Below are 14,878 nucleotides of genomic sequence, written 5' to 3'. Positions count from 1 at the left end.
TCTGCGAGGATTGAGGACATGAAGGGCATTATCCTTGCCGGCGGTTCCGGCACGCGGCTGCATCCGATCACGCTGGGCGTGTCCAAGCAGCTGATCCCGGTCTTCGACAAGCCGATGGTCTACTACCCGCTGTCCACGCTCATGCTGGCCGGTATCCGTGACATCCTCGTCATCACGACTCCGCACGACGCGCCGTTCTTCGAACGGCTGCTGGGCGACGGGTCACGGTTCGGGGTATCGCTGACGTTCGCGCAGCAGCCGTCGCCTGACGGGCTGGCTCAGGCGTTCACGATCGGGGCGGACTTCATCGGCGACGACAAGGTCGCCCTCGTGCTGGGCGACAACCTGCTCTACGGGCCCGGGCTGGGTCGCCAGCTCGCGCGGCACCGCGATGTTGAGGGCGGTGCAGTGTTCGCGTACTGGGTCGCCCACCCCGAGGCGTACGGCGTGGTCGCGTTCGACGAGAACGGCGTCGCCGTCTCGCTCGAAGAGAAGCCGCGGCATCCCGCCAGCAACTACGCCGTGCCCGGACTCTACTTCTACGACAACGACGTGATCGAGATCGCCCGGCAACTTTCGCCCAGCGCCCGCGGCGAATACGAGATCACCGACGTCAACCGCGTCTACCTCGACCGCGGCGCGCTGCAGGTCGAAGTGCTGCCCCGCGGCACCGCGTGGCTTGACACCGGAACATTCGACCAGATGACCGACGCGGCCGACTACGTGCGCACGATGGAGCGCCGCACCGGCATGAAGATCGGCTGCCCCGAAGAGATCGCCTGGAACCAGGGTTTCCTCACCGACGACCAGCTGCGCGAGCGCGCCGAGCCGCTCGTGAAATCCGGATACGGCAGATATCTGCTCGAACTGCTGCAGAGAGGACAAGCATGAGCCGTCTGCTGGTCACCGGCGGTGCCGGATTCATCGGATCGAACTTCGTGCACCACATCGTGGCGCACACCGATCACCACGTGACCGTGCTCGACAAGCTCACCTACGCCGGCAATCGGGCCTCGCTTGCCGACCTACCCGAGGACCGGGTCACGTTCGTGCAAGGCGACATCGCCGACGCACCCCTGGTCGACGAGCTGTTCGCCCAGACCGATGCCGTCGTGCACTACGCCGCCGAATCGCACAACGACAACTCGCTGGACAACCCGAGGCCGTTCCTGGACACCAACATCGTCGGCACCTACACGCTGCTCGAGGCCGCGCGCCGGCACGGCACCCGGCTGCACCACATCTCCACCGACGAGGTGTACGGCGATCTCGAGCTCGACGACCCGACGCGGTTCACCGAGCACACGCCCTACAACCCTTCGTCGCCGTATTCGTCGACGAAGGCCGGCTCCGACCTGCTCGTGCGCGCGTGGGTGCGATCGTTCGGCGTGCAGGCGACGATCTCGAACTGCTCGAACAACTACGGGCCGTACCAGCACGTCGAGAAGTTCATCCCCCGGCAGATCACGAACGTCCTGCGCGGCATCCGCCCCAAGCTCTACGGCGCGGGTCTGAACGTACGCGACTGGATACACGCCGACGACCACTCGTCCGCGGTGCTGACCATCCTCGAGAAAGGGCGCATCGGCGAGACATACCTCATCGGCGCCGACGGCGAGAAGGACAACAAGACCGTCATCGAGCTGATCCTGACAATGATGGGGCAGGATGCCGCAGCCTACGACCACGTGACCGACCGCGCAGGACACGACCTGCGCTACGCGATCGATTCGACCAAGCTGCGTGACGAACTGGGCTGGCTGCCGCGCTACCAGGACTTCGAGGCAGGCCTTGCCGCCACCATCGACTGGTACCGCACGCACGAAAACTGGTGGGCGCCGACCAAGGACACCACCGAAGCGTTCTACGCCAGCAAAGGACAGTGATGACCGAATACGGCAAACAGCTGGCTGCGGCATCCACGCCGATCCCCGGCCTCGTCGTATGGGAGTTGCCGGTGCACGGCGACAGCCGCGGGTGGTTCAAGGAGAACTGGCAGCGCGAGAAGATGACGGCGGCGGGCCTTCCCGACTTCGGCCCCGTGCAGAACAACATCTCGTTCAACGACGCGGTCGGCACGACCCGCGGCATCCATGCAGAGCCGTGGGACAAATTCGTCTCGGTCGCCGCAGGGCGCATCTTCGGCGCCTGGGTCGACCTGCGCGAGGGGCCGACGTTCGGCGCGGTGTTCACGTGCGAGCTCGATCCGTCGCGGGCGATCTTCGTGCCGCGCGGTGTTGGCAACGCCTATCAGACGCTCGAGCCCGACACCGCGTACGCCTACCTCGTCAACGATCACTGGTCGCCCGACGCGTCGTACACCTTCTTGAACCTCGCCGACGAGACCGCTGCGATCGCGTGGCCGATCCCGCTGGATCGGGCCGAGCTGTCGGCGAAGGATGCCGCGCACCCGCGCCTTGCAGACGTCACTCCGGTCCCCCCGCGCAAGACACTCGTCCTGGGTGCGAACGGGCAGCTGGGCCGGGCCCTGCGCGCCGAACTCGGCGACGCGCCCCACCTCGAGTACGCGACACGGGCCGACCTCGACCTCGCCTCCCCCGCACTTGCGGGCGCGCGCCGCTGGCGCGACTATGACACGATCATCAACGCCGCAGCCCACACGGCCGTCGACGGCGCCGAGACGCCCGAGGGGCGTCGCGAGGCGTGGGCGGCGAACGTCACGGGCGTCGGGGTACTCGCGCAGATCGCGGCGGCCAACGCCATCACGCTCGTGCATGTCTCGAGTGACTACGTCTTCGACGGCACGATCGATCGGCCCTATCGGGAAGACGACGCGGTCTGTCCCGTGGGTGTCTATGGGCAGACGAAAGCGGCCGGCGACGCGCTCGTGTCGGCCGTGCCGCGCCACTTCATCATCCGCACGTCGTGGGTGATCGGCGACGGCAAGAACTTCGTGCGCACGATGGCATACCTCGCCGAGCGCGGCATCGACCCTCGCGTCGTCGACGACCAGACGGGACGCCTCACTTTCACGAGCGACCTGGCCCGCGGCATCCATCATCTGCTGACCTCTGATGCGCCCTTCGGAACATACAACCTGACCGGCAGCGGGGCCGCCGCCAGTTGGGCCGACATCGCGCGGCGGGTCTTCGAGTTGACGGGCCACGACCCGTCGCGGGTCACAGGGGTGAGCACCGACGAGTACTTCGCCTCGGCGACAGCGGCGGTCGCTCCTCGGCCCCGCAACAGCGTGCTGGATCTCGCGAAGATCGGCGGTGCGGGATTCGCTGCGACCGACCAGGACGACGCTCTGAGCGCGTACACGCGCGCGCTCGCCGCCGAATGAGGTCAGCGCGTCGCATACAGCCGGTGGCCGTCGACATCGAACACCAACGGGCCTGACGTCAGCCGCCGTCGGGTCGTCAGCGCGTGGGCCGCACGGGCTTGCGCGTGATGCGCAGCGACGAGCGCCACGTGCGACTCGGCCGTTGCTTCTGCGGTTCCTTGCCCTCGAGCACAGCCAGTGCATCTTCGATGTCGCCATCGAAGACGACCTCGCCCTTGCGGATGACGATCCCACGACGGCACAGCTCTCGCACCTGGCTCGCGCTGTGGCTGACGATCATCATAGTGATGCCCGCTTCGGCCATCTCTTTGAGCTTGATACTGCACTTCTCACGGAACGGCGCGTCACCCACCGAGAGCACTTCATCCACCAGCAGCACATCCAGGGCGACGTGGATGGCGACGCTAAACGCCAGTCGCATGAACATGCCCGACGAATAGTGCTTGACCTCTTGGTCGATGAAGTCGCCGATGCCGCTGAACTCGAGGATCTCGTCGAAGCGCTCTTTCGTCTCCTTCTCGGTCATGCCGAGAATCGCGGCGTTCAAGAAGACGTTCTCTCGGCCGGTGAGGTCGGGGTGGAATCCCGCGCCGACTTCGATCAGCCCCGCGATCCGGCCGCGGGTGAGCACCTCGCCCTCGTCAGGCCGCAGCACGCCCGACACGAGCTTGAGCGTGGTCGACTTGCCCGAGCCGTTCAGCCCCATGACGGCGACCGACTCGCCCTCGTTGATCACGAATGAAACGTCTTTCAGCGCCTGGAACTGCTGGCTGCGCACGGGCTTGCGGGTGAGCCAGTTGATCAGCGCATCTTTGAATGATCGTGTCGAGCGCTTGTTGAACCACTTCGAGACGTGATCGAGGACGATGCTGGGCTGGCCGACGGTTTCAGAAGTCATCACAGATCCTGCGCAAACGTTCGCTCGAAACGACGGAAGACGAACTGGCCGAACACCGTCACCAGAATGATCAACCCCACGGCCACCGCGACGTTCAAGCCGAAGTCGGGCGGCCAACCCAACTGCTTGTCGGCAGGGACCAGCGGCGCCCAGAACGCGTGGTGGAACAACTCCACCGCGACAGTGATCGGGTTGCTCATATAGATGTTGAAGATCACGGGAAAATTGTGCAGCCTGTCGTGCACCATGACCCACGTGTACATGATCGGTGACGACCATGTCGCGATGGTACGGATGATCTCGATGAAGTTCTGCGCGTCGCGGAACCTGACATTGATCGCGGAGAAGAGCAACCCCACGCCGAGCACGAATGTGATCACCAGCAGCAAGCCCGCGAGCATCATGCCGACCGAAGCGAACGTCGGCAGCCAGCCGAACAGCAGACAGACCAGGATGAGCACGGCAAGCTGCGGCAGGAAGTGGATGAACGATCCCAGCGCGGCAGCGATCGGGAACAGTTCACGAGGCAGGTAGATCTTGCGCACCAGCGCCTTGTTGTCGACGATCGAACGGGTCGTCGATCCCATCGCTTCGTTGAAGAGGTTCACCACGACCAAGCCGGAGAACATGTACACCGGGAACAGTTCGACCTTGCGGCTCACGCCGATGATCGTTCCGACGACGAGAAAATACACCAGGAACTGCACCGTGGGCCGCACGTATGACCAGACCCAGCCCAGCACCGAGTTGCGATAGCGCAACGAACTGCCCTTGCCGATCAACAGTCGGAGCAGATATCGGTATTTGAACACGTCGAGCAGTCCGCGGCCGGTGCCGGGGACGTCGAAGTCGCTCTTGCGCAAAGGGCGGTTGTGTGAAGTGCTCTTGTTCAAGGCGCTCTTGTTGAGGGTAGATGTCACGGGTGTGTGTCCTAGCGGCCGCATGCATCCGCTGTCGAGCCACCCAATATGTTAGTAGACCAACGCCTGAGAACCGCCTGCAACGGCTCCCTCTCGCTCAACCTGTGTTCAGCGCAGGTAGGCGTTCGCCGACCACCCGGTGCGGGTGCCGTACTTCACCTGGCTCCACGACCCCGACGTCTTCAGCACGGTCACCGTGCCACCACGCGGGATCACCGCCAGGACCCTCGCCGACAGGCTGGCGCTGGAGCGCAGGTTCAGCGCCGCCGTTGCCTTGCGGGTCGTGGTCGTCGGCGATGTCGACGTGCGCGTCGACGTCGTGAGATATGCGTTGGCGACCCACCCGGTGCGGGTGCCGTACTTCACCTGGCTCCACGACCCCGACGTCTTCAACACGGTCACCGTGCCACCGCGCGGAATCACCGTCAAGATCTTCGCCGACAGGCTGGCGCTCGAGCGCAGGTTCAGCGCCGCCGTGGTCTTGCGCGTGGTGGTCGTCGTCGTCGTCGATTTCGGTGCCGACGTCGTGAGATATGCGTTGGCGACCCACCCGGTGCGGGTGCCGTACTTCACTTCACTCCACGAGCCCGACTTCTTCACGACCGTGACCTTGCCCCCACGGGGGATGACCGTCAAGATCTTCGCCGACAGGCTGGCGCTCGAGCGCAGGTTCAGTCCCACGGTCGCCCATGCGGTGGTCGCCACCGGAGCCGGCGCCGGCGCAGGCGCCGCCGCCTGCAGGCTCAAATAGTCGCTGGAGGCCCACCTCTGCACGCCACCCACGTTCAGCCGCCACCAGTTGCCGGACGTACCGGTGCGGGTGAACTTCTGCCCCTTTGTGATGGTCTTGACCCCCGTCGAGCACGACGTCGACGGCGCCGTGCGCGCGTTGAGGTTGGCAACGGTCACCACCACAGTGCCCGATGCCGCGGTCACCGTCTTCGGCTGCGCGCAGACCGAGGTCGGTGGCGGCGTGGTGCTCGACGGCGGCGCGGTCACAGCATCCGTCGCCAGATAGCTGCTGGTCACCCACGACGTGGCGGTGCTGGTCTTCACGCGCGACCACGCACCGTACACGCCCGTGATCGTGACCTTCGCCCCCTTGGCCAGCGTGTACACGCCGCTGCCGCACAGAGTGGTCGGCGCCTTGCGGGCGTTCAGCTCTTGCACGGCGACCGTCGCGGCCTGATCGCGCGCCGAGATGTCACCCGATGCGGGCACCGTGCACGCGGCGATCTGCGCGGGCGCACCCGACGAGGCGGGCAGTCCGCCGCCGAACCATGCCACGTAGTAGTTGTAGAAGTTGCGGTTTCCGTACGTCGAGCATGCGTCGCCGGTGCCCCAGCCGGCGGCCAGCGCGGCGATGTTCGGGCGATACGGCGTGTAGTTGTAGAGGTTCGCAGTCGCCTGGTTCTTGATCAGCACCTTCGATGTGCCGCACGACGACGAGGGCGCCCACTTGATCGTGTTGACCTGACCGGCGCGGTACCCGAACGAGCTGGGGTACTTCGTGTAGATCTGCATCTGTCGCGCGCCGAGGTAGACCTGGTTCCAGAATCCTGCCGAGGCCGCCGAGCAGCCTGCCGGCGTGTCGGGACAGGCCTGCCCCATCGCGTGCTCGAAGTTCCAGTCGCTGGGTTTGCTCGAGGTGACCAGTCCCTGCTCCTTCTGCAGCATGACCAGGATTACCTTGGGGTTGATCTTGCAGGAGTTCGCCGCGACGTAGATCATGCGTGCCGCCGTGACGCCCTTCTGCGCCGGCGCTCCCGCACAGTACGAGTCCTTGGCCTTGGACGTGAGGTCGCCGCGGTAGGTGCTCAGGCAGGTCGCGCCGCTCGCGCACGAGTGCGCGTGGTCTTCGATGAACGCCTGGATCTGCGCCTCGGTCATCGAGCCGGAGTTGTAGAACTCCGCGTCGGAGATGATGTAGCCCCCGTCGATGATGGATGCCGGCAGCTCGGCGGCGTCGGCTCTCTGTGCGGGCGCGACCAGGGCCAGCACCGCAGCGGCCAGACACGCCGCCAGGAGAGCGGCGAACCATCGCAGACGGGCCGAGGTTCGAAGACTACGCACAGGAAACATGTGAACATTGTGACTGAAGTTGCGGCTGACTACCACCCCACTTTCAGAATCGCGTGCGCGACACGCACTTTCACGAAAGTAATTACACGGTTGTCATTCGCCTCAGAGATCGGCGTGCAGCTGCCAGACGCGCTCGGCCGATTCGCGCCATGAGAAGGCACGGCCACGGTCTCCGGCCAGCACTCCGAGTCGCGCCAGCGCGGCGTTGGTCGCCAGTGCCTGCGTGATCGCATCGGCCAGGGCCTCGACATCCTGCCCGTCATCGTCGGGCGCGCCCACGACCAGTCCGCCATCGACGATCACCTCACGATGGTCGGGCGATGCGACCGCCACGACCGGGACGCTCAGCGCGAGCGCCTCGACCACGCGCCACGGAAAGCCGCTGCGCCGTGAGGGGGCGAGCAGGAGCACCGACGCGTCCAGCAGCGCCGCACGGTCATCCGCTCCGAGGTCGAAGCGCACGTGCACACTGTTTGCGGCGATCCCGGCGGCTTCGGCCAGTTCGACGATCGCCGGCTCCTCGCCGTCGTGCGCGTCCACGACGACGATCGGCAGGTCCACCCCCGACGCGGCGATCGCGGCGAAGGCGATCGGCAGCGCCGACGAGGGCGAGGCATCGCCGGCCACGCACAGGAACGCCTCGGGCACCGCCAGCGCACGTCGCCTGCCCACCGCGTCGGTCGGCACGCGGAACCCCATCGGCGGGGCTCCGGCGATCACCCGCACGCGCCTGCCCAGGTCGACCAGCTCGCTCAGAGCCGCCGCCATCGCGTGCGTGGGCACGACCACCGCATCCGCATGCTTGCGCGCGCGCCTGAGCATCGCCTTGTGCCACGCAGACGCAGGCCGTGTGAGCTCGTCCGGATGCTGCCACGGGTGCAGATCCCACAGTGTCACCACGACCTGGTCGTGGTCGTTGACCCGGTCGTGGCGCGCGAGAGGCGCCATCAGGGTCGGCGAGTGGATGAGCCCCCCGCCGGTGCCGGCGGTGACCCCCAGCTGCCAGGCGGCGGCCAGCTCACGGCGGGCCATGCCCATGCGGCGCACATCGGCGATGCCGGGCAGGGCGAACTCGCCGGGCCCCGACGGCACGATCGCCCCGACCGCACAGCCGTCCGGCGCCGAGCGCGCGAGGGCGACGGCCAGCTCGCGCGAGGCCATCGAGAGGTCACGATCGGTCGGGCTGACCGCCTGGTCGAGAACCACGCGCAGCAGAACGGTCACGGCTCATCCCTTTCCTGACGGTGACGGCGACGGCGGATGCAGCGCCTTGTGCACGAGGCCGTGCACATAGGCGATGTCGGGCGTGAACTGGTCGACGTCGTTGGCCGGCGTCAACTCGATCGTCGTGACCTTCTCACTCTTGGATTTGATGCCGAGGTCGGCGAAGTAGCCGAGCATCGAACGCGGGATGTCGGTTCGCACGAGGTGCTCGCCAGCCTTCGCGATCTCTTCGAAGCGGCTGAGCACCGTCGTCGGCGTGAACTGCTTGAGTATCGCCTGCTGCAGCTGGCGCTGCCGCTTCATGCGGTCCCAGTCACTGGTCGTCTTGCGTGAGCGGGCGTACCACTGGGCGGTCTCGCCGTCCATGTGCTGCGTGCCCTTCTCGATCCAGCCCGTCGCCCATTTCTCGACCGGCTCGCCCTCGTACTTCGGCCCGCCGCCCTCAGGCAGCCGCTCGGTCACGGTGATCTCCACGCCGCCGAGCGCATCCACGAGCGAGGCGAAGCCGGCCATGTCGATGAAGGCATAGTACGGGATGTCGATGCCCAACAGCCCTTCCGCGGCATCCTTGGTCGCCTCGACTCCCGGGGTCGAACCCTCCTCTTTCGCCTTCGGGTAGATCTTCGCGCCATCGCGGCAGACATCCAGTTCGGTGTTCAGCTGGTTGATCGCACTGGTCCAGCCGCACGTCGGCGAGCCATGGCCTTCGTGCAGGTCCGGGTAGAACCTGCGCATCGGGCTGTTCTTCGAGAACGGGAACCCCTCGAGATCACGCGGGATGCCGGTGATGACCACGCGCCCCGTATCGGCGTTGATCGACACGACCGAGATGGAGTCGAACCGCATGGAATCGCGGCCCTTACCGCTGTCGGCGCCCAGCAGCAGGATGTTGTAATACCCGTCGGAGGGCGGCACAGAGGCCGCCGACGCACCGAAGATGCTGCCCAGCGCGCTGCGGGCTGCATCGGTCTTGCTGACTGCCGCCCCCGCAGTGGTGCCGGCGACCACGAGCAGCGCGACCGACAGCAGCGCGATGCCGAACCGCGCGCCGGGGCGCACGTTCACGAGCCGCACGAGCCGCAGGGTGTCGATCGTGAGGATCACCCACAGCACAACGTAGGCGACCAGCAGCACCTCCACCGCGAACAGAGCGATCGGGTTCGCGACGATGGTGAAGAACACCACCCGCCACAGCATCAGCGTGAGCACGGCCCCGACGGCCAGCAGCCACATGATGAGCGTGGCGACGACCCCGATGCGCCCGAGCCGCCGATTGCCGGCGAGCACCTGCGCCGAGCCGGGGAAGAGGAAGTTCGCGATGACCAGCCACCACCCGCGACGGGTCATCATCTGCGACGAGGTGGAATCGGGGTTGCGCAGCGGACGCTCTTGGACGAGCGCGGCAGACGCGGTCACAGCGATTCCTTCAACCGCCGGTTCTTCTGCTCGACCTGGGCCTCGAGGTCGCGCGCATACGCCTCGACGCGATCGGCGATGGCAGGGTCTGCCACCCCGAGCATGCGCGCGGCGAGGATTCCGGCGTTCTTCGCTCCCCCGATCGAGACCGTGGCCACCGGGATGCCCGCGGGCATCTGCACGATGCTCAGCAGCGAGTCCAGGCCGTCGAGCGTGGCCAGCGGCACCGGCACACCGATCACCGGCAGCGCCGTGACCGACGCGAGCATGCCCGGCAGGTGGGCCGCACCGCCGGCGCCGGCGATGATGACCTTCAGCCCCCGCTCGCGCGCGGAGCGCCCGTAGGTGAGGAGTTTGTCAGGCGTGCGGTGCGCGGAGACCACCTCGACCTCGTGGGCGACACCGAAGTCGGTGAGAGCCTGCGAGGCGTCGCTCATCACGCGCCAATCGGAGTCCGAGCCCATGACGACGCCGACCAGGGGTGCGGGCGAGGAATGCAGCGGTCCAGTCACCCGTCAAGGCTAGGCCGAAGTCCTGGAAGATCCCCGCAACGGCGCGGTTCGGGCTTGTGGTGCACAGCCGCCGCATAAGCCCGAATCAGCCTGCGAAGAACGCCGCGGCGGCGTGCGCGTCGTACGCGACGTCATCCAGATCGTCGCCGGTGACATTGACGTGCCCGACCTTGCGGCCCGGGCGCGGCGTCTTGCCGTAGGTGTGCACCTTCGCGTCGGGGTGCGCGGCCAAGACGGCGGCGAACCGGTCTTCGAGGGAACCGTCGGCCGGCCCGCCCAGGATGTTGACCATCACCGACCAGCGCTGACGGGCCGCCGCATCCCCCAGCGGAAGGTCGAGCACCGCGCGCAGGTGCTGCTCGAACTGGCTCGTGATCGCACCGTCCTGCGACCAGTGCCCGGAATTGTGGGGGCGCATCGCCAACTCATTGACGAGGATCCGGTCATCGGTCGTCTCGAACAACTCGACCGCGAGCATGCCGGTGACCCCGAGACCCGTGGCGATGCCGACACCGACTTCTGCGGCCGCCTCAGCCAGACGGTCGCTCACGTGCGGAGCCGGCGCGATCACCTCGGCGCACACGCCGTCACGCTGCACTGTCTCCACGACGGGGTACGCGCGCACCTCGCCCGACGGACGCCGGGCCACCTGCTGCGACAGCTCGCGACGGAACTCCACCAGCTCTTCGACGAGAAGCGCACCGCCGTGTGCATCTTCGGCGAGCGCGGCGAACCAGTCCGCGGCCTCGGTGGCAGTGGCGACCACGCGCACGCCGTGGCCGTCGTAGCCGCCGCGGGGAGTCTTCACGACGGCGCGGCCGCCGTGATCGTCGATGAACGCCTGCAGGTCGTCGACGCCGGTGACCGCCGCCCAGTCCGGCTGCGGCATCCCGAGCTCTTCGAGGCGCGCGCGCATGCGCAGCTTGTCCTGCGCGAACTGCAGGGCGTCGGGACCGGGGTGCACGGCGATGCCCGCATCGACCAGCGCGCGCAGCACCGGCTGGGGCACGTGCTCGTGGTCGAACGTGACCACATCGACCCCTCGGGCAAAGGCGAGCACGGTCTCGGTATCGCGATAGTCGCCGACCGCGACGGTCGCCAGGCGTGCCGACATGTCTTCCTGCTCGGCCAGCACGCTCAACTCGATGCCCAACTCGACTGCCGGAGCGATCATCATCCGCGCCAGCTGGCCACCGCCCACAACTCCCACTCGCAGGGTCATCCCGCTCCTTCCGCCCGTCTCATTCTCGCGTACCGCAGGCGGCGGATGTCACCGCGACGGCGATGGCGGGTTCGACATCGAGGCGGCCGCATCGCGATGCGCGAGGATCTGGTTCACCTCGACCTGGTCGACCAGGGTCTCGTGCACCAGGTCGACGTTCGGGATGTTCACGAGCTTCATCGGGTCATCCACGCCGTCCGACAGCGTCAGCGTGCCCGCGCCCCAGATGCGCTGGATCAGACCGCGACGCAGATGCACGGCGTAGCCGCGCACGTGCGTCAGCTCGCGGCGCTGCACCCTGACCAGCCCCCGACGTTCGATGATGCGCTGCGTGGTGAGCGTGTACGAACGGCTCCACCACACCGCGTACGGCAGTACGACCAGCAGCAGCACCACGACGGCGGCCGCCGCCAGCAGCATCCAGTTCTCCATGCCGGCCGGCAGATTGTCGAAGAAGTAACCTGCCACCCCGGCCACGCCGATCAGCACCAGCGCAGACCACACCAGTCGGAGCGCGTGGCCGCGCAGCCGCGCGATGCGCAGTTCGGGCGTCGCGACGCCGACGGCCGGGGTCAGCGGCCGCCCGCCGATCCCGGTGGGCTGGGTCATATCTCCATTGTGGCCGGTGCCCACGACATTCGGCGGGAAGACGGGCGGGATGCCGCGGCTGCGGCGGAGCGTTCAGTGCCGGGGCGTGCAGTGCCGGGGCGTTCAGTGCGCGGGGCGTTCAGGGCGGGCGTTCACGGCCGGGTCAGTGCGGGCGTTCGGGGCCTGGTCAGTGCGGGCGTTCAGGGCCTGGGGCGTTCAGGGCGCGGGGCGCACGTGCACGACGTCTCCTGCCGAGACCGCCGTCTCACGCGTGCCGGCCACGACCACCAGGCGGCCGTCGCGGTCGAGCCGCTGCGCCCGCCCTTCGAGCATCGAACCGTCGGGCAGGGCGACCCGCACCTGCGCGCCCAGCGTGCTGCACAGCGCCTCGATCTCAGCGTGCACGCCCGCCTGGACCGCGTCGCCGTGGGCGGTGGCCAGCGCCGTCAGCTGCTCATCCAGCGCCACGAGATAGTCGGCCAGCAATCGGTCCTCATCCACGGTGCGACCTATCGCGGCGAACGAGATCGCGGTGGGAACAGGCAGTTCCGCGAGGGTCATGCGCGTGTTGATCCCCGAGCCGATGACGACCGCGTCGGCCTCTCGCGCCACCGCCATGGCGAGGATGCCGCAGATCTTGCCCCCGTCCACGAGCACGTCGTTGGGCCACTTCAGCGTCGCCGAGTGGCCGCTGTCGCGCAGCTGGGCTCCGATCGCACGGGTCATCGCCGCGCCGGCGATCAGCGGCACCCATCCGCGGTCGGCCAGCGGGATGCCGGGGATGCGCACGACGACCGACACCGCCAGCGCCGAGCCGGCAGGAGCGGTCCAGTGGCGATCGAGTCGCCCGCGCCCGGCGGTCTGATCGGTTGTCAGCAGCACGCTCAGGTGCGGCCAGCCCGACGGATCCGAGGATGCCGCAGCCGCGGCATCCTCGTTCGTCGACCCGGTGCTGGCCACGACCTCGACCCGCGGACTGACCGCGGCCGCGCGCGGGTAGGCGACACTGTGCATGCGAACACCCTATGGCCGCGCTGCCGGCCGGGGTGTCTGTCGGGGTGTCTGTCGGGGTGTCTGTCGGATCAGGTGTGACAGCCGCTCCCGCCGGCGCGCTGCAGCTCCCACGCCTGCCTCAGCACCGACCGGATCGCGTCGTCGTCGCCGGTGAGCATCGCCTGCACCTTCTGATGCCCCGCGTATCGCGGCGGCACCCCGAACGTGTCGGGATGGCGCTGCGCGAGCTCATCGCGTGCGTCCCACGCGCAGCGGATCATCAGTTCGTCGCCCGCGACCAGCCGCGCGACGATCCGGTCGTCGACGTACCAGGCGGGCACATCGCGCGTGCCCTTGCGCTTGCATCCGGGCAGCGCCGTCAGGTATTCGGCCACCTCGTCGGGGGTCATGCCGGTCACGATACGCCCTGCCGCGGCGGCATCCGGCGGCATCCGGCGCGATGCCCGCGGCAGCGGCTGCGGGGTGAGGACATTCCGCCCAGGCGCGGGCAATCCGCCCCGCGAGAGTACTCGCCCCAGCCCGAAGCCCTCCTGCCGCCCAGGCGCGGCCATTCCGCCCAGCCGCGGGCCTGCCGCCCAGCTGCGGCCTGCCGCCCAGGCGCGGCCATTCCGCCCAGCTGCGGCCCTGCCGCCCAGGCCAGAGCCCTGCCGCCCAGGCCTGAGCCTCCCCGTGTCGCGCGCCACGGTGCACCAACACCCACGAGTCTCAGTGCGTGCCGCCTCCTCCCCAACTGCAGCCGGCGAGCGAAAGGCACGAACCATCCACAGATCGCCGACGCGAACCGCGGCGGCCGGGGCGCGGCATCCACTCTGGAACCATGAGCGCACACACCGCGTCCGATCTGCTGGCGTCGCTGGACGCGTTCGGCTATGTACATCGCAGTGATTTGATCGACGCGGGGTGGACTCCCGATGCGATCCGGCGCAGTGTCCGCGAACTCGGGATGACGGTGTACCGACGGCAGTGGATCGTCAGACCGAACGCCCAGAAGGAGATCCACCGTTCAGCTGCCGCCGGCGGACGGCTCACCTGCGTTTCGGCGGCCGAGACGCTGAAACTCTGGAGGCCACCCGAAGCGAAGGGCATGCACGTGGCCCTCGCGCCGCACTCGAGCAGCTGCTTCACCGGTGACCCCGACGTGCGCGTGCACCGGGCGGTGGGGCCGGTGCCGGCACCGCCGCGCAAGCTCGTCGACCAGATCGACAACATCCTTGCCGTCACCGCGACCTGCGTGCCGTTCGAAGATGCTCTCGCCGTGTGGGAATCGGCGGTCAACAAGAAGCTCGTGACGGTGGACCACCTGGTGAAGGTCACAGGATGGGGACCGTCGGCGCGACGGCTGTGCACGACGGTGTCAGCGAAGTCAGACTCCGGCATAGAGACGAGATTCGCAGTCCGGATGCGGCGGATCGGGGTGGCCGTCGTGCAGCAAGCCAAGATCCATGGCCACCGCGTCGACGGACTCATCGGCGACCGCCTGGTCGTCCAGATCGATGGATACGCCTTCCACAGCAGCGCTGCGGTGCGCCGCGAAGACATTGCGCACGATCGGACTCTGCGTCTGCTCGGATACACCGTGCTCCGGTTCGACTATCAGCAGATCATGTACGACTGGGACGCGGTCGAGCAGCAGGTGCTCGCCGCGATCGCGCAGGGCCTGCACCTTGCGCACTGACGACGGCAGGCCGGCGTGGT

14 protein-coding genes are annotated in these 14,878 nt (G+C 67.8%); 4 read left to right on the top strand and 10 right to left on the bottom strand.

What is annotated here, in order from left to right; all coding sequences use genetic code 11:
• Positions 1–18 precede the first annotated feature (18 nt).
• From rfbA to QU603_RS04235, 3 genes are read left to right on the top strand one after another with little or no spacing between them, the layout of a single operon-like run.
• A complete protein-coding gene (gene rfbA, locus QU603_RS04245) occupies positions 19–891 on the top strand; it encodes a glucose-1-phosphate thymidylyltransferase RfbA (RefSeq protein ID WP_308493248.1) in 873 nt (290 codons plus the stop codon).
• Positions 888–1,886 (top strand): dTDP-glucose 4,6-dehydratase, encoded by a 999-nt coding sequence (rfbB, locus tag QU603_RS04240; RefSeq protein WP_308493247.1) that lies wholly within the window; start codon positions 888–890, stop codon positions 1,884–1,886. Before rfbA ends, rfbB begins: the two co-directional genes overlap by 4 nt.
• Complete coding sequence (locus tag QU603_RS04235) at positions 1,886–3,307, top strand: sugar nucleotide-binding protein (RefSeq protein WP_308493246.1); 1,422 nt, start codon at positions 1,886–1,888, stop codon at positions 3,305–3,307. The genes rfbB and QU603_RS04235 overlap by 1 nt, the downstream gene beginning before the upstream one ends.
• A gap of 76 nt (positions 3,308–3,383) precedes the next feature.
• On the opposite strand, the gene QU603_RS04230 is transcribed toward QU603_RS04235, so the two are convergent.
• The 10 genes from QU603_RS04230 to QU603_RS04185 form a co-directional block, all read right to left on the bottom strand.
• The gene (locus QU603_RS04230; RefSeq protein WP_308493245.1) at positions 3,384–4,205 is read right to left on the bottom strand and encodes an ABC transporter ATP-binding protein; all 822 of its coding nucleotides are present in this window, start codon (positions 4,203–4,205) and stop codon (positions 3,384–3,386) included.
• Complete coding sequence (locus QU603_RS04225; RefSeq protein WP_308493244.1) at positions 4,205–5,149, bottom strand: ABC transporter permease; 945 nt, start codon at positions 5,147–5,149, stop codon at positions 4,205–4,207. The genes QU603_RS04230 and QU603_RS04225 overlap by 1 nt, the downstream gene beginning before the upstream one ends.
• 84 nt (positions 5,150–5,233) lie before the next feature.
• On the bottom strand, positions 5,234–7,198 hold the full coding sequence (locus QU603_RS04220) for an SH3 domain-containing protein (RefSeq protein ID WP_308493243.1): 1,965 nt from the start codon (positions 7,196–7,198) through the stop codon (positions 5,234–5,236).
• A 111-nt stretch (positions 7,199–7,309) separates the two neighbouring features.
• Positions 7,310–8,431: a glycosyltransferase gene (locus QU603_RS04215; protein ID WP_308493242.1), complete on the bottom strand. Its 1,122-nt coding sequence runs from the start codon at positions 8,429–8,431 to the stop codon at positions 7,310–7,312.
• Positions 8,432–8,434: 3 nt separating this feature from the next.
• The gene (locus tag QU603_RS04210; RefSeq protein WP_370655326.1) at positions 8,435–9,847 is read right to left on the bottom strand and encodes an LCP family protein; all 1,413 of its coding nucleotides are present in this window, start codon (positions 9,845–9,847) and stop codon (positions 8,435–8,437) included.
• Positions 9,844–10,311, bottom strand: coding sequence for a 5-(carboxyamino)imidazole ribonucleotide mutase (gene purE, locus QU603_RS04205; protein WP_308493938.1), 468 nt, complete (start codon positions 10,309–10,311; stop codon positions 9,844–9,846). The genes QU603_RS04210 and purE overlap by 4 nt, the downstream gene beginning before the upstream one ends.
• 133 nt (positions 10,312–10,444) lie before the next feature.
• Positions 10,445–11,581, bottom strand: coding sequence for a 5-(carboxyamino)imidazole ribonucleotide synthase (locus tag QU603_RS04200; protein ID WP_308493241.1), 1,137 nt, complete (start codon positions 11,579–11,581; stop codon positions 10,445–10,447).
• A 48-nt stretch (positions 11,582–11,629) separates the two neighbouring features.
• Positions 11,630–12,190 (bottom strand): PH domain-containing protein, encoded by a 561-nt coding sequence (locus QU603_RS04195; protein WP_308493240.1) that lies wholly within the window; start codon positions 12,188–12,190, stop codon positions 11,630–11,632.
• Positions 12,191–12,385: 195 nt separating this feature from the next.
• A complete protein-coding gene (locus tag QU603_RS04190; RefSeq protein ID WP_308493239.1) occupies positions 12,386–13,183 on the bottom strand; it encodes a biotin--[acetyl-CoA-carboxylase] ligase in 798 nt (265 codons plus the stop codon).
• Positions 13,184–13,251: 68 nt separating this feature from the next.
• A complete protein-coding gene (locus QU603_RS04185; protein WP_308493238.1) occupies positions 13,252–13,572 on the bottom strand; it encodes a hypothetical protein in 321 nt (106 codons plus the stop codon).
• Between the two features lie 428 nt (positions 13,573–14,000).
• Between QU603_RS04185 and QU603_RS04180 the strand changes: the two genes are divergently transcribed.
• On the top strand, positions 14,001–14,858 hold the full coding sequence (locus QU603_RS04180; RefSeq protein ID WP_308493237.1) for an endonuclease domain-containing protein: 858 nt from the start codon (positions 14,001–14,003) through the stop codon (positions 14,856–14,858).
• The last annotated feature ends 20 nt before the right edge of the window (positions 14,859–14,878 follow it).

Origin of the sequence: Microbacterium terrisoli (assembly GCF_030866805.1) — a bacterium.
In the GTDB taxonomy this organism is placed as follows: Bacteria; Actinomycetota; Actinomycetes; order Actinomycetales; family Microbacteriaceae; genus Microbacterium; species Microbacterium terrisoli.
Note: the sequence above shows the minus strand (reverse complement) of the source record. Positions and strands in the feature narration are given on the sequence as shown.